Genomic DNA, 19,222 nt, shown 5'->3' with positions numbered 1-19,222 from the left:
GGCTCAGAAGAACTGGACGTACGAATAGCGCGCCTTCTGCGGCCACGGACACGTGACCTCGACGCGAGCCGGCCCGGTGATCTTTCCGCTGGACACGGGCCACACCGAACATCGGGTCTTGAGCTGCCACGGCCGCGTCGCCCCACGGCCGGACTTCTTCGTGCAGGAGGCCCAGCCGTGGCTGCTGTCCCGCGTTCCGGCGGAACAGACAACTCGCGCGTGCGGGGCTGATGCGGATCCGGTGGCGGCGGCGCCGCCGGTGGCCATCGCGGCCACCACGATGCCGAGAATCCCCCGGGTGATGAGCTTCGACATGACCTACCTCCCCTGAACGTTTCGCCGGGTCGTCGTCATCGACTGGTTCGGTGAGTCTGAACCGGATCCGCGGCTCACCGCCGGGTCATTGCATGCCGGGCCAAGCGCTGCAAGCGGGGCGGGAAGGGCGTACGCGACTGTCCCGGAAGTGCCCTCGAGCGGGCGGTCAGTCTTGTTCGTGATCGTCACGGTGCCCGAGGCGGTCGGCCTGCACCGGCTCAGGTGGAAACGCCTGACGAACCCGTGGCACCTCGACTTCGCTAAACGAGGGCATTACCCGCCTGCTGGGTGAGCCAGCCGGCAAGCGCGTAACGGGATCCAGGGCCATATCGGAGATGGTGCCCGACAGAACGGGCACCGTGGAGGCTACGGCGCCGGGTTCACCCGGACCTCGATCTCAAGGCACCAGCAGCCATCGGTGCTGACCAGCGGTGCGTGGGCCAAGGCGGTGAGGACTGCGGGACAAGCCGTGGTCGGCGAGGTGATCGACGACGGGAGGTCCGTACGGTCGCCCAGCACCGTGTCCTGCGCGTTCGGCCGTGTGTTCAGAGATTAGTGAAGGTCGCCAGGACCGGTGCGTGGTCGGAAGCCGGGGAGTCGCGGCGGGCCTCTGGGTCGCTGGGGTCGATGGACGTCAGCGACGTGTCGATGATGGCGTGTGCGGTGACCGCGGACAGCGGTGAGACGAGGGCGTGGGACACGAGGATGTGGTCGATGAGTTCCGTGCGACCGCTATTGATGCGGGAGTAGTCGTGCCCCGGGGGCATGAGCGGGGCAAGGTTCCACATCCGCTGGTTGTCGCCGCGGTCAGGCTGGTCGAAGCCCCGGGTGCCGATCTCGGAACCAGGCGGACCGAGCGGCAGTTGGGTTGTGGCTGCCTGCGGCGTGTCGTTGAGGTCCCCGGTCAGGATCACCCGATGCTCGCCCGGCCCGCCCAAGGCGTCGGTGAGGGCCACGCGCAGGGTGGCGGCTTCCCCGGCGCGGCGGGTGAGGGCGTAGGCGGCGTAGCGGGCGCGTTCGTGTTCGTCCCGAGGGTTGAACCGCCCGCCAGGGAAGGTCGACGTCACCGACGTGGCCCTCGGGCACCGAACCAAGCTCACGTGGAACAATGCCGACGCCTGGATCTGGTCCGACTCGCCCGCGCACCCGGCGATCATCGACCTCGACACCTTCCGCGAGGTTCAGGCGCGGCTCGCGACCAAGGGCGCCGCGACCACCGTGAGGCCCCGCCGCTCCCCCAAGCCGTATCTGTTCCGCGGTGCCCTCTTCTGCGGGGTGTGCCAGCGACGGATGCAAGGCCAGTGGCTGCGCGGGCGTGCCTACTACCGCTGCCGCTTCCCTGAGCAGTACGCCATCGCCAACAAGATCCCCCACCCACGCAACGTCTACCTCCGCGAGGACCACCTCACCCCGGCCCTGGACAAGTGGCTCCTCGGCGCCCTCGCACCCGGGCAGCTTGAGGACACCATCGAGGCGATGTACGCCAGCCAGCCCGTACCCCTCCCGGAACCGGCCGACCCGAACCAGCAGATCATCGACGACTGCGACCGCAAGATCGCCGGTTATCGGGCGCTGCTCGATGAGGGCACTGATCCTGCCCTGGTCGCCGGTTGGATCGCCGAAACCACCGCCGCCCGTGCGGTCGCCGCAGCACGCCGACGTCCCGACCGCGCCCGCACGAACCTCCCCCGGATGAGCCGCGACCAGATCCGAGACCTCGTCCACCGAGCTGGAGACCTGCGCACCAGCCTGCGCCGCGCCGACCTGGCGCCGGCCAAGGCGCAGATCAACCAGCAGTTGAGCATCAGGTTGACGTACCACCCCACATACGGCAACGTCCGAGTCGAGGCTGACCTCGACCCGGACGTTGCCGTAGGCATTGGGTTAGTGTCCGAGGCTCAACACAAGGGATACGCACACGGTGATCGCATTCAGCGAACTGGCATGCAACCCGTAAACCAAAGGATCGGTCTCGCCCGCGACGTGGTGCTCAGAAATCCGCCGTCAGCAGACCACCGAGGCGAATTCCGACGCGAACACGCCCGATGCGGTAGGCGGGGTGCGGGATCCGAACTCGACGAACAGCCGCGGCCGTCCGATACAGACCGGTGCGGCATGGGCCGGACGCGGTGTTCTCGACCCGGTTCGTGTTGGAGGTCGGTCGGACGCCGGTGTCGGCGACGATGTTGCTGGCCTGGTCGAGGATCGCCGTCCGAATCTCGATCAACCTGACGCTGCTTCTACAGGTCACGCCGGAAAGCCGGCCATCTGGCCACCACTCTTCTCGGCGCGATGGTCGCCACGAGGAACCGGATCCAGGCGAGGCCGGCTGGACCGCCCCGCTCCTCAGGGTGAGCAGGGTGGCGGCGGCCCTCGAAGGAGTCCGGGGTGGTGCGGCGTCGGCCGCGCCGACGGTGGCTGTGGTCGCCGCTGCCGATAGTGCCATGAGTTCTGCCGGGGCGATTTCGGACTCGGCAGAAGCGGATGCCGGGCATTGGACGCCCGGGTGGCTGGCTGTCCCCTTCCAGGGACAAATCCACACCGTCACGGCAGCTCAGAACGGATCTCTGCACTTTCTGCGATGCCGAGAACCGCCATCAGTCGCTGAACGGAGAGCCGCCCGACGCATATGCCCGGCACGAAGGCCGGGTGTTATCCGCTTGACCGGGCCAAGGTGAGGGAGCAGCTGAGCCAGGCACGACAATGACACCTATTTCCCCGCGAACCTGAACAACTTAGCCAGCACCTTCGGTCAGGCAATCTGTCGGCGGGACTGCCAGCACTCGCGCAGTTCGGAGTAGCCGCGGCTGAGCCAGCGGGGTGCGTCGCGTCGGACGTCATCATCCTCGCGCCGGTGGGTGTACTTGCTGTACTGCGAAAGGCCGAAGGCGAACCGCGCGGTCCCTTTACTCCAGATCCGCACCCGCCAGCCGTGGAATACGACCGTGTCGATGGCGTCGATGTCGGCCCAGCGGAAGCGGTGGGTCCGCAACGGGTTGACCACGTCCACGTGGTCGTCGTGGAGGACGACCCGTAGGCGGCTGATGCGGGCGAAGACACCGGCCAGCAGCGCGGCGATAACACCCGCGCCGATCAGGCCTCCGACGTTGACCTCATCGGGCCGGAAGGCGACGACCACGAACGAGATCGCGGCGATGCCGAACACGACCGCGACAGTGGCATGCAGGTAGCGGTTGAACTTGGAATACAGCGAACGGCTCTCCGACACGCCGGCCATTGTGGCACGGCGGTCAACGGTGTCGGATCAAGCTTCACGGGACAGTGATCTGCTCCAGGGAGTGCTAGCCTCGCGGACTCGATGATCGCAGAGGGGACTCCATGCAGTTTGACGTTGATTTAGCTGCTATGGGCGCATTGACCCGATTGCTCGATCGTGCCAGCGAGGATGCGTCGGCCATGCGAGCCTATTGGGATCGCAACGCGGGCATCGCCTTCAGCGGCGAAGGCATCATCAATCTGTTACGGAGGTCCGACGACCAGATTGAGGGCCGCATCGAGACTTACCTCGGCGCGCTTGCCGGCACGACGATGCCGGGCGTGGCGGATGCGGTCGAGGCGGCCGCGAAGCACTACCGTTCCACCGATCTGGCCTCCGCCGAGAAGATCGACAGGTCGATGCCAGGAGTGAACGTCACGGGGGCTGGCGACGGCGACATCGCTGTCACGTACGACTACCGCAATCCGCCGGACAGCTTCGGTGACGGCGCCGAGCCGTCCCAGCGCCTGGCCGCATTGCCTGATTTCAACCAGAAGATGCCGTACGAGCCGAGCTGGACCGACCTGTCCAGCCCGACCGGGCTGCTGCGCGACGCCATCTGGGCGGTCACCTGGCTCGGCATGGAGCTTGGCGTCTGCGACCGCCAGTACGACATCTTCGAGGCTGTGCTGAAGCCGGTGCTCGGCGACTGGGCGGGCATGAAGGCGACCGGCGTCACGATGACTAACCTCTCCAACGCTCTGATTGACATGCACCTCAATCTGGGGCGGGCCATTCTGGGAATCAACGGGAGCTGGCACGGCAACGCCGCGGACGCGGCGGTCGCGAACCTGCACCTGATCCGAAGGTCGCTGTTCGACACCAGCGTCGCTTTGCGGCAACTCGGCCAGGAGTACGACGGCGCGGCCGAAGGCTGCTACGACATGAGTTCGACCATCGGAAACATCCTCAGCGACATCACCGACGCGGCCATCAGCGCGGCGGCCGCGGGTGCCGCGACGGGCGGCCTCACTGCCAGTGGGGTGGGCGTGCCGCTGGCCTTGGTCCTGGGCGCGTTCACCTTGACCAAGGTTTACAAGGTTTGCAAAGAGGTCTTCAACATCATCAAGATCATCGCGGACATGGTGTCGCGGGTGAACGCGCTCACCAGCTCCGTCGATGCTGCCGCCGGCGACTTCGGAATGATCAACGGCTCGTTCAAGCCTGCCACCCCGCTGCCGTCGGCACCGGCCCTGCCGCGCTGAACCAACACCCGCTAGAGAGGCCCCGCCCATGGGATCCTTCGACGAATACCCACCACACCTTCGTGCCCTGCTGGAGAAGGTGGCCGAAGCTGGCTACCGCGACATCCTCCTCGACGAGGAAGCCGGTAATCGATTCCTGTACGACACCATGGCGAGTAGCTCGGACCCCACCCTGCGCGAGATCGGCGAGCAGCTGCGCGACGGCGCACTCGACATGCGGCAGCTGGCCGCGTCGGACTACTACCGGGAGACCTTGAACGGCGGCCTCGCCAACCTGGCCACCCTGGATCCCGAGCAGATGGCCGAAGATCTGGACCGGGCGCTGGCGGGCCAGGAAGCCGCCACGGCGGAGGACGACTCCGCCGACGAACATCGTGAGCGGGAAGACACCCCACCGGGCCGCGATCGTTCCTGACACGGCCCGCGCGCTGGCCCGCCTCGCCGCCGCGAGAGGGCCAGGTCGAGCGCTCACCCAAGGAACAGAGCCGCGGAAAGCGCGGTGCGCTTCGACACCGCCTGGCACGCAGGCCGGTGCCTGGGACACGAAGATGAGCACGAAGTCCTGGATCGTGACGGCACGCAGAGCCTGTGGTGGGCCGTCAGCGGTTCCCTCAGTGAAGTCGTCAGGGCATGACCATGCACGCACCCGAACCGCCTGGTTAGTCGTTCCGCGGCGTCGATCCTGGCCAACCCGCGGCGGCCGTGGGAACGCACGGTCGCTTCGCGGTGTGCTCGGCGGCTGTGTCGAAGCGGGACTTGAACCCCCACGCCTGTGACCTCGCCGTACGCTTCAGCCGTCGATGAGTCACACGCCAACGCCGCAGGTCATTCCTTGATCAATTGTGTCCGAGGCTCAACACACGGGATACGCACACGGTGATCGCCACCAGAGAGCTGGCAGTCCATATGGGGCCAACATCCCGTTGATGCACCGACTCCTCGGTACCTCGCGTAGCGAGAGCACCTGACGAAAAGCCACGGCCTCAGCCGGGCCAGCCGGCGACGTAATCCTCGAACGAAGGTCCATCAGTGCCGCCTATCACGGCGGCCGGTGCCTCACCGTTAACGCCGACAGACAGTTCATGCATCACATGCTCGGCGAGGAAACGCCACAACGCCCGGTTGACCGGCACATTCGCCGAGTTCCCGCGACCACCCCCGGCCCCGGCCCCGGCGTGGAAAAACGACACCTCATCCGGACCAGCACCGTAGGCCTTGCCCAGCCACAGACCGGCCCCACACTCCAGGCACCGGAGAACGCCGTGACCCGCGACCGACAAGCCGGCCTGATCGCCTTCCCGCCACCCGTACAAGAAATCCTCAAACGGGATGTCCAGGTCCGCGTCGCCGCCCACGACATCGGGCCCCAGGTCACCCACGTACAGCTCGCGCCAGCGCTCCGCGCCCTCGTACAACGCCGTGAAATGGTGCCCGGCGTGCGTGGCCAGCAGCCGCCACAACGCCGACGACTCCTCCCGCAACGCCGACGAGCGCGGCACGCCCTCGCCTCCCCGGTAGTGACCCAGATGTCCCGTGGACCCGACCGGCACGGCGATCCCGAGCTCCATGATCACGTCTCCGCGAAGACAGCCAGGAACACGTGTGTGGCCACATCGCCCCTTCCGCCGCCATCAGACGCCGGGCACGCCCATGCCCCGCGCCCCGATCATCCACAATCCCAGCGGCTTTCCGTCAGGATCCCGGAATGCCGCATACAGGTCCGCAAACTTCGCCAGCAGACGGTCATCCTTACGAGCGGACCAGAACGCGTCCATCAACACCTTAGGATCTGTCCCTGCTGGAACCTGAATGAGCAGTTCGCCGCGATAGTCCATCTTCTTGCCGTACGTAGAGGCGTGTTCGGGGTCGTCGACGACGGGACCGCGCACGTCACTGCCCCGCCCCGGTCGCCGCGACGTTGACCGCGGCCACCGCGACCTGCTGACCTGCCGGACCGCGCAGTGCGGTGCGCGCGCCAGCGGGCACCGTCTGCGGTATGACCAGCGCGCTGGACGGGTTCACCGTCACCGACCACGACGATCCGGGCTGTCCCGGGCTGGCGAGCGTGTCCGTCACCGACGGCTCTGGCAGGTTGGTCGCCGAGCTGCGCTGGAATCCCGACAGCGGCATCGTCGACTACGTCGGTGTGCGCGACGACCTGCTCCGCCGTGGCATCGCGACCGCGTTGTGGCAGCGTGCGCTGCGGCGGGCCCGCACCTGCGCCACGACGACGAGGACGAGGACGAGCTCAGCGACGACGGGCACGCGCGGGCGTACACCGTCGGCGGCCCGAACGCCCCGGCCGCGCCCCGCACACCACTACCACGCTGAGGGTGCACGCAGCCCGCTCACACCTGCATGGTCACAGGTGCATGGTGAGGGTGCCGGTGTGGTCGGCGGAGACCTTCGTGGACCATCCGGCGGACAGTTCGTTGATCCGGCCGGCGACGGTGTTCGCTTCCTCGGCGGTCGCGGGACGCGGGAGACCGTACGTGTCTCCGTCGGTGTGATCGAGAATGAACGCGGCGAGCTGCACGCCGGTCAGGCGCCCACCGGTCCAGGTGCACACTGGCACGATCGATTCCCGGTACGCGGGCCTGGCGAGGTAGTCGTACCGGTGTGCCCAGATCTGCGGCAGGGTCGCGTCCGCAGGAAGCTTGGCGAGGCGTCTCATAGCGGCTGGCTGCCGGTCGACGCCGCGCACCTGGAAGAACAGGCTGCCAAGCGAGTAGAAGATGATCGCGTCGCCGCGCCGTTCGACGCCCCGCACGAGATGCGGGCCGTGGCACCAGACGACTGATGCGCCCGCGTCGGCGGCGGCGTGTGCCAGGGCCACCAGGACGTCGGAGGGCTCCTCCCAGCGTCCGTTTCCTTCATGGGAGTGCAGGCTCACGGTAACCATGTCGCTTCGGCTCCGGGCGTCGGTCACCGCCGACACCAGCTGCCGCAGGTCGTCGGGGTGCGGCGTGGACACCAGCGCGATCCGGTCACCGCGGACGTAGATGGTGCCGTCGTAGACCAGCTCGTCGTCGGGGGTCGCATTGTCGAACATGCGGGCGATCTCGGCGATGTTGTCGTACTGGGCCGACGGCAGCACGGTCTTGTCGGAGAAGGCGATGCGGAAGACGCCGGGCCGGGCGGGGATGCCGTACGCCTCGTCCGCCGCGGATGCCTCCAGCGGCGCGGTCGTTGTCGCAGCGACCGTCGCCACGGACGTCCCGGCTACCGGCACCCGTGCCGGTGCGCTGGCGTGCGTGAGGGTCGGGCCGCCGCCGGCGGTGGCGATCCCGGCGGCGTGCAGCGCCTGGATCGAGTGCAGCAGCCCGTCGGTGCCGTAGTCGCAGCTGTGATTGTTCGCCACGCTGACGGCACTGACCCCGAACCCGGCCAGCTGCGCCGCCACGTCCACGGGAGCGCGAAGCCACGTCCCTCCGGCACGGGCGGCGGGCGGGAACTGGTAGTCGTGGATGACCGTCTCCAGGTTCCCGAAGACAGCGTCCGCGCCGCCGAGCCAGGTGCGCAGGGCGTCGAGGCGCCCGGCGGCGGTGACGACGGACAGGTCGGTCGTGATGAGCAGATCTCCGGTGAAGGCTATGCGCACGGTGACGCCTCTCTGAACGTGGCAGCCGCCGGCTGCGGGTGAGGCGCAGGTGTCTGCGCACCGATCGTCATGACGTGGTCGGCGAGGTCCTGGTTGTCGCGTCGGTGCAGGACCGCCAGGACAGTGCCGGCGCGCATCCGGTCCCGTACCACCGTCATCACTTTGCGCTCCGCACCGGCCGGTAACGCTGAGGTGGCCTCGTCGAGCAGCAGGACCGGTGGCGGGCTGGTGAGGGCCCGGGCGATGTTCACGAGCTGGCGTTCGCTGTGGGACAGGGAGGTGATCGGTGAGTCGCCGGGTATCGCCGGCATCGCCGCCGCGTCGCACAGCTGCGCGAGCAGCGCGGCTTCTGCGCCGATCTCGGTGACGGTGGCGGGCAGCAGAGGCAGGTCGGACTCAGCGACCATCGTGGTGGCTCGGGTAGCGGCGGACAGCCAGTCGGGGCGTTGCCCGGCGACGAGGACCGTACCGCCGGCGGGTGGCAGGGCGCCGGAGAGGACTCTCAGGAAGCTGCTCTTGCCCGAGCCGGAGGGCCCGGTCACGGCGACGAACGCGGTGGCGGGGATGACGCAGTCGATCCGGGCGATCAGTTTCCCGTTCGGGGTGCTGATCTCGAGGTCCTTGCAGATGACGCCGTCGGGCGGCGTCGCGTCCGCGGGGCCGGTGACGTCCGCCGGGGCGCGATCACCGGCGACGATCTCCCGGTACAGCTCGTGGGGCCGGTGGGGCACCGCCGCGAGTTGAGAGCGGGTCGGCAGCGTGCGGCTGTCGACGACGTCGGCGAGGCGTCCCGCGGCGGCCAGCACGGTCCCGGTGCCCTGTACCTGGGAGATGATGCTGACGAGCCTGTCAACGAACGAGTACGAGACGTAGACCAGCGCCCCCAGCGCGACCCGCAACGTGCCGCCGAACAGCGTGGCGGCGGCAAGGGTCACGACCGGCACGGCGGTGGCCAACACCTCGATCTCCAGCAGGCCGCGCAGCCGGACCCGCATGAGGCCGTCCATCGCGACGATACGGCGCGAGGTGAGCTCGTCGAACCGGGCGGACACCGCGGCACGCAGGGCCGCGGATGCGTGGTGGGCCCGCGCGCCGACGACACTGATCGCCAGGTTGAACCCCGGTCCCCGCAGCGCGCTGGTCGAGACGAGCGCATCGTTGGTCGCCGCCCGGCCCCGCCGGTGCGACTGCCAGCCGATCACCCCGATCGCGAGCAGAGGCACGGTCGCCGCCGGCGTGACGACGACGATGAGGATCAGGCCGGCGGTGGCCTGCAGCAGCGCGACGGCGATCGCGACGTTGGAGATGGCGGCGTACACGTCGACGTTGACGAAGTCGCGTCCGATCCGCCCGCCTATCGAGGAGGTCCGCCGGTCGAGCGCACCGGACAGCAGCCGGACGATGAGCATCCGGTGCAGCCGGTCCGCCTGGCCGACCGGGGCCCGTTCGGTGATCCACACCCGCAGGGCGGTCGCTGCGAGACCGCCGATCGCGGCGATCCAGAGCCACGACTCCGCGATCGTGAGCGAGGTGCCTGCCAGGCTGTTCGCGACGCTCACCTCCGTGGCCCATCCGACCAGGCCCAGCACAGCGATCAGCGGGACAAGGCCGGGAAGGTACAGCGACCGGATGCTGCGCATACCGACGGCGGGCGCCGCCGTGCCGCGGGAATCCTCCAGCGTCTCCGCGGCGACGGCCCGGTCACCGAACCGGTGGCGGCGCAGGGCCCGCCAGTCGACGGCGGCCACGCCCGGCGCAGCGGACGTGCCGGGGACTGGGATGCCGTGACCGAGGATCTCGGTGATCTGCTGCTGGGTGCCCGCGTCGGGCAGGCAGGCGGTGCCGAACACCGCAGAGCCGGTCTCGCCGATGACGATGACCCGGTCGGTGGCGTGGATGACCTCAGGGTTGGAGGTGGCGACGACACGTAACGGCAGTTTCTCTCCGACGCCGAGGACCTGGACGGTGACGCGGGCGACCGTCGCCGGGTCGAAGGGGGCGAAGATGTCGTCGAGCAGCAGCACGGCCGGGTCGAGGTACAGCGCCTGGGCCAGGGCGAGCCGGGCGAGTTCACCTTCCGAAAGGCGTACGTCGGAGCTGCTGAGTGCGGTGGCGTCGCCGGCTTCGAACCGGGCCAGGTCTGCGGCCAGGCCACTGGCCGTCAGCGCGTGGCGGTAGCGCTGCTCGTCGACGTCGGCGGTGAAGGTGGTGACGATCTGCGCGATCGTCCCGTCCAGGGTGGGCTGGTTGCGGGTGACCAGCGCGGCGGCATGTGCAGCCGAGCCTGCGAAACGGTCGTCGTCGGGCAGCCCGGCGATGCTGTTCAGTGCGCCGGTGCCCAGAGCCGTCGTGGCGGCGACCACCGCGACACGTTCGCCGGGCACCAGCCGGTACTGGCGACCGTCGACCGCCAGGACCGGGTCCTGGGCTGCCGGCATCGTATCGCAGGTAGCCGCCGCGCCCGGCACGGGATCCGCGATGGTCACGGCGGTAACGGCGAACAGCTCATCGATGCCTCGGCGCGCTTCGGCCGCGGAGCGCAGGTCGCCGTAGCTGGTGACGTTCGCGGTCAGCGCCGACAGCAGCAGGCGGACCGCGACCAGCAACGCAATGCCCTGACCCGCGGCCATGCCCGAGCTGAGCACGACGACCGGGACGACGATCAGGACAGGCAGGGTCTCGGTGACGCCTTTGCGGACGGCGTCGAGCCGGGCACGGCGCCGCAGGGCGCCGCGCTGCCGCGCACGGGTGCGCGACAGGCTGGCCAGGACCTGCGGCTCGAGGCTCTGCCGGCGCACCGACTGCCATGCCCCCACCAGGATGTCGACCACCCCGGCACGGGCCTGCTCCGCGTTGAAGTACGCCTGCAGCACCCGCGCCGACCGGGCGGTCAGCGTCTGCACCACGGCGGTCAGCGCCACCACCAGGGCGACCGTCTCCAGCCCGGCGACGCCGAACAGGACGGCGATGTACACGCCCAGAGCCACCATCAGCGCGGTGTTGACGGCGAACTCCGCGGCGAACACGACCTGGGAGATCTGGTCCGGCCAGGTCTGCAGATAGGCGGAGGTGGACCGCTCGTGGGCACGCAGCCAGCCCGGGCTGATCTGCTGCAGTCTGCGGAACAGCAGGCGGTTGGTGAGCAGATGCGAGCGGTAGACCAGGACCCTGATCTTCCACGTGGACAACCAGCGGACCGCGGACTGCGTGATGATCGCGGCGATCGTGGCGATCACCAGCGGACCGGCCAGCTGCTGCTCCAGGGTCCGCTGAAGCAGGACCGGCAGCAGCGTGCTCACGGCGACGACGGCCACGCCCAGGCAGGCGTACTGGATGAGTTGACGGCGCAGGGTGACGGCGAGGGCGCGCCACAGGCCCAACCTCAGGTACCTGTCGGTGAAGGCGTCCATGTCCGGGGCCGGGTCCAGGCCGGTGCCCGTAACCTGGGGTGCTGTGATCTGCGACGGCGGGGTCCGCACATCGTGGTAGGAGTTCAGGATGCGCCGCAGCGGTGATGTCACGCGGTGCTACCGCTCATCGCGGCGACGTTCGAGGCGACCAGCTCCGACTCCGGGAACCTGGCGGACAGCACCTGGAGGCGTTCGGCGAGCTGTTCCGGGGACCATCCGTCGAGGTTTGCGGTCGTCTCCAGCCGCAGCAGGGCGAGGTCCGCGGCCCGTTCGTCGGTGTCGGGCACGGGTGCGACGCGGCCCAGAGCGGCGGCGGCGAGCCGGTAGTCGTCGGCGGCGCTGAACTGGCGGGCCGCCTCGAGCAGGTGATCCGTGGCGTCGGTGGCCCGCGCGGCCGCCCGCAGGTACTCATGCGCGGCGTCGGTGTGCTTGGCCGAGGAGGCGAGCAGGTATCCGATCAGCGCGGGAATCTCGGCGATGATGTTCGTGAGCTCATCTGCGCGGCGAGCGGCGGCCATGGCGTCGTCGGCAGCACCCGATCGGGCGAGGTGAAACGCGAGGTCCAGCCAGTATTCGGGAAGGTTGGGATCCAGCTCGGTCGCGGTGCGCAGCGCCGCCTCGACCTCGTCCGCGGGCCGGCCCGCGGCGATCCGCAGACGGCCGAGGTTGTTCATCAAGATCGCCCGGGCGTGCGCGTTGCCCGGTCCCGGGCCGAGAATCTCGAGCGCGGCCGACATGTCCGCGGCCGCCTGGTCGAGGTCGCCCATCCGCATGTGCACCAGGGCGAGCGCGTTGCGCCGCAGGGCGAAGTCCAGCACGGCGTCCTCGCCGTCGAACTCGGCGGGCTCGGGGCCGGTGGTCAGCAGCTGCTCGGCGTGCTCAAGGCTGCGCAGCGCCACCGGGTGGTGCCGTACGTACAGCATCGCGAGGCTGTCCAGCCCGGCGCGACCGGTCAGCTCGTCGCCGGCGGCGACGCGGTAGAACAGTTCGGCCTGACCGCTGAGCCCCTGCATCTGATACGTCATGCCGGTCAGATGGGCCACGTTCGCGGGCAGCCGGACCGGGTGGCGCAGCATTTCCTCCAGCAGCCAGCGCACCGTCCAGGAGTCACCGCAGCGCAGATAACGGCTGCAGCGTCGGCGTAGCTGCTTCCAGTCGTGGTCGGGGCTGACCCCGGTGAACTCCTGAGCGATCCAGTCACGGTCGGCGGCCACCGCCCGGGTCTCGTCGTCATCGTCCACCGCGTCGGCTCCGGTATAAGTGACACGGAGCGCTCCCCGGCAATGGCCGACTAGGGCGCGGAAGAATGCCTCGTCGGCGTCGTTGATGACGCCGGTGTGGATCATGCTCAGACCGGCGGGGAACGAGTCGTGAATGTGCCAGCCCAGGGCCCGCAGTTCTGCCAGGCAGCGATCTGTACCCCGGAAACGCAGCTGGCCCTTGAGTGGCTGCCGGTCATTCAACGTCGCCATGTCCGGTGCCGGTTCTACGTGCGTGACAAACCGGAGAATGAATCTCAGATGAGGGTCCGTCAGCTCGAGTGCTCTGATGAACTGGCGGGCAGCCGAGAACGGTACCGCTCCCCCGACGACTTCCACGGTGTCCCTTACTCCTTGCGCAGCGTTTCGGGGCGACCGGGCCGAGGCGCTCACGGAGCAGGCCGGGGCCCGGTCGCTACCTCACTCTTCCGAGCAGTGGCCGTATCCGTTCAACGGCAGGTCGGTCGGCATCGACGGAATGGTCGCAGCGCGCTTGATCAGCTTCATGAGATCACCTCCCCCGCATGAAGTTCAGATCCGATCACCGTCACCCGCGGCAGTCAAGCGATGAAGTCCAATTTAGATAGATGCCTTCCGGTTCACGCGAATCAGCCGAGGTAATCGGCCGTGTGAAACGCATCACTACAATTTGTATGGCCATTGCGGCGGACCAGGAGTATGACCTTTCGGTCGCCGTCCCGGCCGAGGTGCGGGTTTCTGCACCACCACCGGCCGCCTGCGGCCCGGCCCGGGCGTGCCCTCGGCCGGGTGGAGTCCGTCCGGCCCTGCCTGCGCTCACCCGACGGGTGTGGCGAATCGCTGTCCTCTCCCGCGGCACCGGCAGTCACTGGTACCGCATCATCCACGAGAACCCCGGAGGGGAACCGGACGTGATCGACTGGCTGTCACTGGCGTTGGTCACCCGGATCCTCGCCGACGCTTGAGTCGACATCGCGGACCTGCTCGACGACGCCGCCGCTTAGAGGACGTCTAATTCACGTAGTTTGAGCGTTATAGCTTTAGCCGTATCGCCAGGTTGGGGTGGTTTCGGCGGTGAGGCGTTTAGACGTCCTCTTAGGAGATGACCAGTCGTCTGGACTTCCCTGAGCCGATTTGCGAGGTGGGGCAGGGCAAGACTAGCTTGCAGTGGCCGTCGAGGCGTGAATCACGGCTCGCCGCGGACCAGTCTTGGCTCCCAACGAAGGCTATAGCCCGTCACGCACCCAGCTGACACCGCATGCGAGGGCCACGAATAGCGCGACGGTTCCGATGCGTAGCCACGAGGTGTCCTGGATCTGCCGGTCGACGCCGATGGCCGAAGCCCACCGGCACATTTCAGCCGTCGCGATACGGCGTTGTCGTGCGATCGGGTGAAATCTTCCTGCTGCAGGCAGGACGCGGGTGACCTGTCCAGATACAGCTCGGGCTGCGCAGCCACAGGCCTGTTATCGATGTAGCAGTGGCTCGTTTCCTCGGCTCTGAGGTGATCCGCGATGCCTGCACCCACCACCGCCTCCTCGTCCAATCGGTCGTCCAGTGTGTTCGACACGTGGCTGTCCACCGCAGTACCTGCGGTGCGGGCTCTTGGCCGGCCTGTCCGGCCAGGCGCGGGTGGCGTCAGATTCGCGTTCTATGGGCGGATCTCGACGAGCGAGTATCAGGATCCGGTGTCCTCGCGGGCGTGGCAGATAGAGTCGGCCCAGCGGGTGATCATGGGTCGGGGTCGGATCGTGGCGGAGTTCTTCGACGCCGGTACGTCGCGCAGTGTGCCGTGGCGGCGGCGCCGGCGAGCGGCGGCTCTACTGACCGCGGCCGCGGAACCGGGCCGTGAGTTTGACGCGGTCGTGGTGGGAGAGTTCGAGCGGGCGTTCGCCGGTGGAGAGGACCGCCGCATCATCGAAACCTTGCGAAGCTTCGGTGTGCAGGTGTGGCTGCCCGAGGCCGAAGGCCCTGTCGATCTCGGCAACCCCACCCACCTGGCACTGTTGATGATGCTTGGTCATCAGTCGCAGCGGGAGGTCTTGCGTGCCCGCTTCCGGGTCCGTGCGGCGATGGCGGCCCAGGTCCAACAACAAGGGCGGCATCAGGGCGGTCGCCCCCCGTACGGCTACCAGTTGGTGGACGCGGGGCCCCATCAGAATGCAGCACACGCGAGTTGGGGCCGCCGTCGGCATCGCCTGGACGTGGATCCCGTGACGGCGCCGCACGTACGGTGGCTCTTCGCTCGTCGTCTGGAAGGCATGAGTACCGCGGGGATCGCCCGCGCCCTCAATGAGCGGCGGATCCCCTCGCCGGGTGTCTATGACCGAGTCCGGAATCCGCATCGGGCGCGAGCGGTGTGGACGTTGCGGACGGTCGCGGCGATCCTGGAGAACCCGAGATACACGGGCAGGCAGGTGTGGAATCGGCAGTTCACCGACCACCGCGAGGCTGTACCTGGAGACAAGCGCAGCAGTCGCGGCCCGGTGCGGGTGTGGAATCGTCGCGAGGACTGGGTGATCTGCCCCGACCGGACCCATCCGGCGCTGGTCAGCGACGAAGATTTCACGGTCGTGCAGGAGATCACCGTCCGGGCGACGCCGGCGGACGGGCAGGCACGCTGGTATGCGTTGACCGGCCTGCTGGTGTGCGGGATCTGCGGGCGGCGACTCGCGGCGCACTGGGTGAACGGCCGGGCCGGTTACCGCTGCCGCCACGGGCACACCACCGCCCACCCGGCATCAGAGGACGCGCCACGATGGCTGTACTGGCCTCAAGCCCGACTGGTGGAAGACCTCATCGCCACCCATCAGAATCTCGCGGGGCTCGACGACGCCGACGATCTCGCGGCCTACCCAAGGCAGCATGACCTCGTTGTCACCTGCGGCCGCGGCACTCCCACGATCGCAGACGCAGGCAGGCCGTGGGTTCAGCAGCCGCGGACGCGGAACCTGGAGGTGAATAACCGCCAGGTAGCAACCAACCCCAAACCGATCTCACTGAAACGCGCATGATCGATATGGGGTTTAACGTGTCCGAGCTCAACACTCGGGATAAACACACGATGATCGCGGCCAGGGAACTGGCATGCGGCTCATGACACCTTCAATCGCCCGGCCACCCACCCACTTGACGTATGTGGCTGGGCTCAGGCTTGCTCGGCTCGGCGGCCGAGCTCGACCAGCGTGCTCAGCCGCTCCCACCGGTTGAGCCCGACCGCCGCCACGGCGAACGCCGCCACGAGAGTCGCCAGCAGAATTGCCCACTGGAACGGGCGCAGCAGGATCGGCGAGGGGAACTGCTGGCTGGAATACATGAAGCCGGCGAATCCGTAGTTGACCATCGCGGCGATGCCGGCCACCGGCGCGGTCAGCGCCAGGATCCGACGGCGGACCAGGCTGCCCTGCCGCCACCAGGCCCCAACCGCGGCCGGCTCTACTACCGCTGCACCGCGAGCCGCGACTTCGTCCGCCAACACCAGATCAGCCACCCGCCCGCGCTCAACGAGCGCGAGGACGCCATCACCGAACCGATCGACCGGTTCCTCCGCGCCGAACTCACCGGATCAACGCTCACCGACAACCTGCGCCGCATCGCCGACGCGCAGTACCGGGCCCCCTCGCCGCCCACGACACCACCGGCGAGATCGAAGAGCTGCACCGGACCATCGCCGAGGCCAACACCAAGATCAGTCGCGACCAGGCGACGCTCGACGCCGGTGGCGACCCGGCACTCATCGCCGGCTGGATCAGCGAGGCCGCCGCCCTCAAGAGAGGCGCCCAAGCCCGGCTCGGCCTCACCGAGGCGCCACCGCAGCGGATGACACGCGACCAACTCGACGCCATCGCCGACGCGTTCACCGACCTGTTCCGGCTGCTCCGCGACGCTGACCCGCCCGACAAGGCCGAGCTGTACAGCCAGATCCGCCTGTGGCTGACCTACCAACCAGGCCCGGAAACAATCGTTTATGAGCAGGCCCATCGACGTTACGCGCTGTGTGCGCACCGGCTTGCGGTTGTCCCGTCCTCCGTTTGCCCATCGCAGCGCGCGTGAGACGGGACACTGGCGCGACCAGGGAGTATGACCCCTTGACGCGGATTACGAGGACCGCCGCGTGATAGCAGATCAAACCCTGCCACAGTTTCCGGGTCGCCTATTGCAGCCGGACTCCATGCTTGACCAGCACTTATGGCCGCCGAGCGGGTCGTTCGTATCGCTAAGATGCAACCGTTTCGGAAGCTGTGGAAGGGGGGACGAACCTGCCCTGTCGGCAAGATGTCCATGACATTGACATCCGCCGTTGAGATTACTAGGGTCTTATCCGCCACGGGGGCTTCCGATCAGAACTATCCGCGTCAGTTTTGGATGCCTTCGTGCGCCTTCATCCAAGCGCGAGGGAAGGGCTCTGTACGTGGAAAACTGGAAGCGCGTTAAGGCTGCGTTGACCGTAGGCATTATTGCCTTGGGATTCCAGGCCATGGGTGTTGAACCTGCAAACGCGGACGGCCCCGCAAGGAAATCGAGCTGCGTGCCACATGGATCGGCCACCGGAAAGAGCATCAATTCAAAGACACTTGCGGAGTTCACCAGCTCGCTTGAGAGTAATGGACGCAGCCAGGCCGAGATTGACACGGTTCTGGCGAGGGAATGGTGTGTGGTCAAGGTGGGCATCGAGCCACGCAAACCAGCGAGCGCGGCGCGGTTGGCGGAGTCTGCCGATGTTGAGATTGGTACAAACCTCTACTACAACACCCGAGAAACCATGTATTACGCGGCTATGACCTGGCAGTGGAAGAATCAAAACTATAAGGACGATTACGACGGGGCGTGCTTTGAGGACCAAGAGATTGGTGGTAACGACGCGTGGGGGGTCCGCGTCGCTGGCGCGACCGTATACAATTTCGACCACGGAGCTTGGTACCAAGGTAGGCATGAGTTGGCCACGCGCAAAAACCACTATGATCAATCAACCGTAGCGCACTCTGCCGTCGCAAACGATTACGGCACTGGCTGGATGGAACAAGACCACGCAATCAAGGTGGGCGCTCCTCACTTTCCGGGATGCACGGAAGATGTCGACTTCAATATGGATCACGGGAACGGTTGGATGACCGTCTACCCTTACGGTATTCCCAGTCACAGTTGCGTCAGGGTGCAAATTTACGCCAAATACGTTCACACCTGGGATGAGACTGAAGTCAACTCGATTGGCGTAGGCGTCGACAGCTTCAGCATTGGATGGACGAAGGAAGGGAAGGATTTCCAGATCGAGGAGCCCGGCGTTATCGGCGAGATTTGCAATTACTGAAGTTTGCCGTGTAGCATAGGCTGCTTCGATTCGCGAGCAGGGGGAGGACTGCAACAGTGAATCGCCGAAAAGGCTACCTATTGGCAGTTGTCGCAGTTGCAGTCCTGCTCCTTGCCTATGGCGGTTACTCAGCCAGATCGAATCCTAAGCCCGAAGTTGACGGATCGTATCAAGTGTCGGCGGCCGAAGACAGCCCTGCGGATTTTCAGTCAGTCTGGACTTCGATGCATCCGGAAGATCCCGGCACTGCACCTCAGGGAACGCTCCTTGTGCGGACCTCTTGGGCTGCTCAAGGCTTGGGTAATCATCGCCTCGAAGGCTGCTATTTCCACATTGTTCAAGTCTTCCCAAGGGGCAATCAAGTAACGGGAATTGTTCCCAACGGATTCACCCTCGGCGAGAATGGCGCGATTGCGAAGCAGATTCGACAAGAATACCCGGCGATGAATAATGTGGTCGACGACTCCGGCAATCCGGCGTTCCATGGGGCGATCGCAGCCATTGCTGCATCCAGCAGTCAACCCCCGTTGATTGTAACGGTTTCCCCAAACGTGGGAGTGACCTTAGCTCCAGACCAGATTCGTGTAGGTCTGGCATTTAGCTGCGATGGCAGGCTACTTTCGTTTCAATGGTTCAGTATGACCAATGATTGAAGCGACCGTGGGCCTCGTCCATGATGCTTTGAAACCGCCCGACCTTTGCCTTTAGGGTGTGGCCACATGCTCGAATGCGACCGGTCTACGTGAGTATCATCAACGGACCGCCCGTGTAGTTACGTGCCTTGATAGCGGATGCGCTGCCTGTCGCGGCCAGGAAGGCACGGCAGGCAGCGTTCGCCCGGTCCCAGGTCCCGAACACCACAACGTAG

The 19,222-nt window shown here is 67.1% G+C and carries 18 protein-coding genes; 7 read left to right on the top strand and 11 right to left on the bottom strand.

Annotated elements, in window-relative coordinates; genetic code table 11:
• Nucleotides 1-3 precede the first annotated feature (3 nt).
• Both ACMCNO_RS13240 and ACMCNO_RS13235 read right to left on the bottom strand, forming a co-directional pair.
• Complete coding sequence (locus ACMCNO_RS13240; RefSeq protein WP_412749717.1) at nucleotides 4-315, bottom strand: hypothetical protein; 312 nt, start codon at nucleotides 313-315, stop codon at nucleotides 4-6.
• 545 nt (nucleotides 316-860) lie between these two features.
• The gene (locus ACMCNO_RS13235; protein WP_412749716.1) at nucleotides 861-1,382 is read right to left on the bottom strand and encodes an endonuclease/exonuclease/phosphatase family protein; all 522 of its coding nucleotides are present in this window, start codon (nucleotides 1,380-1,382) and stop codon (nucleotides 861-863) included.
• 4 nt (nucleotides 1,383-1,386) lie between these two features.
• Between ACMCNO_RS13235 and ACMCNO_RS13230 the strand changes: the two genes are divergently transcribed.
• Nucleotides 1,387-2,547 carry a zinc ribbon domain-containing protein gene (locus ACMCNO_RS13230; protein WP_412749715.1) on the top strand — a complete coding sequence of 387 codons (1,161 nt, stop codon included), beginning with the start codon at nucleotides 1,387-1,389 and terminating at the stop codon, nucleotides 2,545-2,547.
• A gap of 520 nt (nucleotides 2,548-3,067) precedes the next feature.
• Here the strand turns inward: ACMCNO_RS13230 and ACMCNO_RS13225 are convergent.
• Complete coding sequence (locus tag ACMCNO_RS13225) at nucleotides 3,068-3,544, bottom strand: PH domain-containing protein (RefSeq protein ID WP_412749714.1); 477 nt, start codon at nucleotides 3,542-3,544, stop codon at nucleotides 3,068-3,070.
• A 110-nt stretch (nucleotides 3,545-3,654) separates the two neighbouring features.
• On the opposite strand from ACMCNO_RS13225, the gene ACMCNO_RS13220 reads away from it, so the two are divergent.
• Nucleotides 3,655-4,797, top strand: coding sequence for a hypothetical protein (locus ACMCNO_RS13220; RefSeq protein ID WP_412749713.1), 1,143 nt, complete (start codon nucleotides 3,655-3,657; stop codon nucleotides 4,795-4,797).
• Between the two features lie 28 nt (nucleotides 4,798-4,825).
• On the top strand, nucleotides 4,826-5,212 hold the full coding sequence (locus ACMCNO_RS13215) for a hypothetical protein (RefSeq protein ID WP_412749712.1): 387 nt from the start codon (nucleotides 4,826-4,828) through the stop codon (nucleotides 5,210-5,212).
• A 568-nt stretch (nucleotides 5,213-5,780) separates the two neighbouring features.
• On the opposite strand, the gene ACMCNO_RS13210 is transcribed toward ACMCNO_RS13215, so the two are convergent.
• From ACMCNO_RS13210 to ACMCNO_RS13200, 3 genes are all read right to left on the bottom strand, one after another.
• A complete protein-coding gene (locus tag ACMCNO_RS13210; RefSeq protein WP_412749711.1) occupies nucleotides 5,781-6,365 on the bottom strand; it encodes a hypothetical protein in 585 nt (194 codons plus the stop codon).
• Nucleotides 6,366-6,428: 63 nt separating this feature from the next.
• Nucleotides 6,429-6,686: a hypothetical protein gene (locus ACMCNO_RS13205; RefSeq protein ID WP_412749710.1), complete on the bottom strand. Its 258-nt coding sequence runs from the start codon at nucleotides 6,684-6,686 to the stop codon at nucleotides 6,429-6,431.
• Nucleotide 6,687: 1 nt separating this feature from the next.
• Complete coding sequence (locus tag ACMCNO_RS13200; RefSeq protein WP_412749709.1) at nucleotides 6,688-6,927, bottom strand: hypothetical protein; 240 nt, start codon at nucleotides 6,925-6,927, stop codon at nucleotides 6,688-6,690.
• A gap of 57 nt (nucleotides 6,928-6,984) precedes the next feature.
• Between ACMCNO_RS13200 and ACMCNO_RS13195 the strand changes: the two genes are divergently transcribed.
• Entirely contained in the window at nucleotides 6,985-7,128 is a 144-nt protein-coding gene (locus ACMCNO_RS13195; protein ID WP_412749708.1) for a hypothetical protein, read from the top strand.
• 31 nt (nucleotides 7,129-7,159) lie between these two features.
• On the opposite strand, the gene ACMCNO_RS13190 is transcribed toward ACMCNO_RS13195, so the two are convergent.
• The 3 genes from ACMCNO_RS13190 to ACMCNO_RS13180 are packed head-to-tail and all read right to left on the bottom strand — an operon-like array spanning nucleotide 7,160 to nucleotide 13,280.
• Entirely contained in the window at nucleotides 7,160-8,398 is a 1,239-nt protein-coding gene (locus ACMCNO_RS13190) for a CapA family protein (RefSeq protein WP_412749707.1), read from the bottom strand.
• A complete protein-coding gene (locus ACMCNO_RS13185) occupies nucleotides 8,389-11,919 on the bottom strand; it encodes an ATP-binding cassette domain-containing protein (protein WP_412749706.1) in 3,531 nt (1,176 codons plus the stop codon). The genes ACMCNO_RS13190 and ACMCNO_RS13185 overlap by 10 nt, the downstream gene beginning before the upstream one ends.
• Entirely contained in the window at nucleotides 11,916-13,280 is a 1,365-nt protein-coding gene (locus ACMCNO_RS13180) for a tetratricopeptide repeat protein (RefSeq protein ID WP_412749705.1), read from the bottom strand. The genes ACMCNO_RS13185 and ACMCNO_RS13180 overlap by 4 nt, the downstream gene beginning before the upstream one ends.
• 1,280 nt (nucleotides 13,281-14,560) lie before the next feature.
• Here ACMCNO_RS13180 and ACMCNO_RS13175 point away from each other — a divergent pair.
• Complete coding sequence (locus ACMCNO_RS13175) at nucleotides 14,561-16,060, top strand: recombinase family protein (RefSeq protein WP_412749704.1); 1,500 nt, start codon at nucleotides 14,561-14,563, stop codon at nucleotides 16,058-16,060.
• A gap of 134 nt (nucleotides 16,061-16,194) precedes the next feature.
• Here the strand turns inward: ACMCNO_RS13175 and ACMCNO_RS13170 are convergent, their stop codons facing one another.
• Nucleotides 16,195-16,524 carry a hypothetical protein gene (locus tag ACMCNO_RS13170; RefSeq protein WP_412749703.1) on the bottom strand — a complete coding sequence of 110 codons (330 nt, stop codon included), beginning with the start codon at nucleotides 16,522-16,524 and terminating at the stop codon, nucleotides 16,195-16,197.
• Nucleotides 16,485-17,027, bottom strand: a complete 543-nt coding sequence (locus tag ACMCNO_RS13165) for a hypothetical protein (protein ID WP_412749702.1) — start codon at nucleotides 17,025-17,027, stop codon at nucleotides 16,485-16,487. Before ACMCNO_RS13165 ends, ACMCNO_RS13170 begins: the two co-directional genes overlap by 40 nt.
• Before the next feature lie 430 nt (nucleotides 17,028-17,457).
• Between ACMCNO_RS13165 and ACMCNO_RS13160 the strand changes: the two genes are divergently transcribed.
• Nucleotides 17,458-18,354: a hypothetical protein gene (locus ACMCNO_RS13160; protein WP_412749701.1), complete on the top strand. Its 897-nt coding sequence runs from the start codon at nucleotides 17,458-17,460 to the stop codon at nucleotides 18,352-18,354.
• A gap of 56 nt (nucleotides 18,355-18,410) precedes the next feature.
• Nucleotides 18,411-19,007: a hypothetical protein gene (locus ACMCNO_RS13155; RefSeq protein ID WP_412749700.1), complete on the top strand. Its 597-nt coding sequence runs from the start codon at nucleotides 18,411-18,413 to the stop codon at nucleotides 19,005-19,007.
• Nucleotides 19,008-19,222 lie beyond the last annotated feature (215 nt).

Origin of the sequence: Krasilnikovia sp. M28-CT-15 (genome assembly GCF_047159595.1) — a bacterium.
Lineage (GTDB): Bacteria > Actinomycetota > Actinomycetes > Mycobacteriales > Micromonosporaceae > Actinoplanes.
The sequence above is the reverse complement of the archived record's forward strand: the minus strand, read 5'-3'. Positions and strand labels throughout refer to the sequence as shown.

What these genes read in the sequence shown, in the direction of transcription:
- ACMCNO_RS13240 (WP_412749717.1), bottom strand. Translation starts at nt 315, where the DNA reads ATGTCGAAGCTCATCACCCGGGGGATTCTCGGCATCGTGGTGGCCGCG.
- ACMCNO_RS13220 (WP_412749713.1), top strand. Translation starts at nt 3,655, where the DNA reads ATGCAGTTTGACGTTGATTTAGCTGCTATGGGCGCATTGACCCGATTG.
- ACMCNO_RS13215 (WP_412749712.1), top strand. Translation starts at nt 4,826, where the DNA reads ATGGGATCCTTCGACGAATACCCACCACACCTTCGTGCCCTGCTGGAG.
- ACMCNO_RS13210 (WP_412749711.1), bottom strand. Translation starts at nt 6,365, where the DNA reads ATGGAGCTCGGGATCGCCGTGCCGGTCGGGTCCACGGGACATCTGGGT.
- ACMCNO_RS13200 (WP_412749709.1), bottom strand. Translation starts at nt 6,927, where the DNA reads ATGCCGCTGTCGGGATTCCAGCGCAGCTCGGCGACCAACCTGCCAGAG.
- ACMCNO_RS13180 (WP_412749705.1), bottom strand. Translation starts at nt 13,280, where the DNA reads ATGGCGACGTTGAATGACCGGCAGCCACTCAAGGGCCAGCTGCGTTTC.
- ACMCNO_RS13175 (WP_412749704.1), top strand. Translation starts at nt 14,561, where the DNA reads ATGCCTGCACCCACCACCGCCTCCTCGTCCAATCGGTCGTCCAGTGTG.
- ACMCNO_RS13165 (WP_412749702.1), bottom strand. Translation starts at nt 17,027, where the DNA reads ATGGGCCTGCTCATAAACGATTGTTTCCGGGCCTGGTTGGTAGGTCAG.